At 45.2% G+C, this 1,531-nt stretch carries 2 protein-coding genes; both read right to left on the reverse strand.

The window, feature by feature from the left end; all coding sequences use genetic code 11:
• Positions 1-159: 159 nt before the first annotated feature.
• Positions 160-540 carry a 50S ribosomal protein L17 gene (rplQ, locus tag AB4307_RS18235; RefSeq protein WP_004729812.1) on the reverse strand — a complete coding sequence of 127 codons (381 nt, stop codon included), beginning with the start codon at positions 538-540 and terminating at the stop codon, positions 160-162.
• Between the two features lie 24 nt (positions 541-564).
• Positions 565-1,531: DNA-directed RNA polymerase subunit alpha (locus AB4307_RS18240; protein WP_372132853.1), on the reverse strand; the 967-nt coding region annotated here is incomplete at its 5' end.

Below are 1,531 nucleotides of genomic sequence, written 5' to 3' on the forward strand. Positions count from 1 at the left end.
ACGAGATACGAGATACGAGACATTTTTGAAAATTGGAGCAGATAAGACAAGCAAAAAGTGCCAAACATCATGGTGCAATTTCTATTGTCTATTCCTTGTTCTACAGACACAAAAAAGCCGAGCTAATGCTCGGCTTTTGTATTAAGAATCTAGTATAGATTACTCAGCAGCTTCTTCAGCAGCTGGGCGGTCTACAAGCTCAATGTAAGCCATTGGAGCTTTATCACCAGTACGGAAACCACATTTAAGAATGCGAGTGTAACCACCTTGGCGAGCCGCGAAACGCGGGCCTAGTTCATTAAATAGTTTTGCCACAACTTCGTTATCACGAGTGCGAGCAAATGCAAGACGACGGTTAGCAACACTGTCTGTCTTAGCTAGGGTAATCAATGGCTCAATTACGCGACGTAGTTCTTTTGCTTTAGGCACGGTAGTTTTAATAACTTCGTGACGAACAAGAGAGCTAGCCATGTTGCTGAACATCGCTTTGCGATGACTGCTGTTGCGGTTGAGTTGACGACCACTTTTACGATGGCGCATGACCTAATCCTTCTAACTTTTCGATTAATCTTCAGCGATTGACGCTGGTGGCCAGTTTTCTAGACGCATGCCTAGAGAAAGACCACGTGAAGCAAGCACATCTTTAATCTCTGTAAGAGATTTCTTACCAAGGTTTGGCGTTTTAAGTAGCTCAACCTCAGTGCGCTGTACAAGATCACCGATGTAGTGAATCGCTTCTGCTTTCAAACAGTTAGCAGAGCGAACTGTTAGTTCAAGATCGTCTACAGGACGTAGTAGGATAGGATCGAATTCTGGCTTCTCTTCCTTCTCCTCAGGTACACGTACATCACGAAGATCTACGAACGCATCCAGTTGTTCAGCTAAAATAGTAGCTGCACGACGGATTGCTTCCTCAGGTTCTAGAGTACCGTTCGTTTCCATATCGATAACAAGCTTGTCTAAATCAGTACGTTGTTCTACACGTGCCGCTTCTACAGCGTAAGCGATTTTATCAACCGGGCTGTAAGTAGCGTCAACTAGTAGACGACCGATAGGACGCTCATCTTCTTCAGTATGGATACGAGCTGAAGCTGGAACGTAACCACGACCACGTTCTACTTTGATACGCATAGCGATCTCAGCGTTGTCATCCGTTAGGTGACAAATTACGTGCTCAGGGTTAGCGATCTCTACATCACCATCGTGGGTGATGTCACCTGCAACAACAGGGCCTGAGCCTGATTTGTTCAGTGTAATAAACACTTCATCTTTGCCTTCAGCAACGCGTACAGCCAAACCTTTAAGGTTTAGAAGGATTTCCAGGATATCTTCCTGAACGCCTTCTTTAGTGCTGTATTCGTGTAGCACACCTTCAATTTCAACTTCTGTTACGGCACAACCCGGCATAGAAGATAGAAGAATGCGGCGAAGAGCATTACCTAGAGTGTGGCCGAAACCGCGCTCTAATGGCTCAAGAGTTACTTTCGCGTGTGTCGTATTGATCTGTTCAATGTCAACAAGACGCGGCTTA

The organism is Vibrio sp. 10N.261.52.C2, from assembly GCF_041471425.1.
Classification (GTDB): domain Bacteria; phylum Pseudomonadota; class Gammaproteobacteria; order Enterobacterales; family Vibrionaceae; genus Vibrio; species Vibrio crassostreae_C.

Coding starts and splice junctions, on each gene's coding strand:
- rplQ (WP_004729812.1), bottom strand. CDS start 540: ATGCGCCATCGTAAAAGTGGTCGTCAACTCAACCGCAACAGCAGTCAT.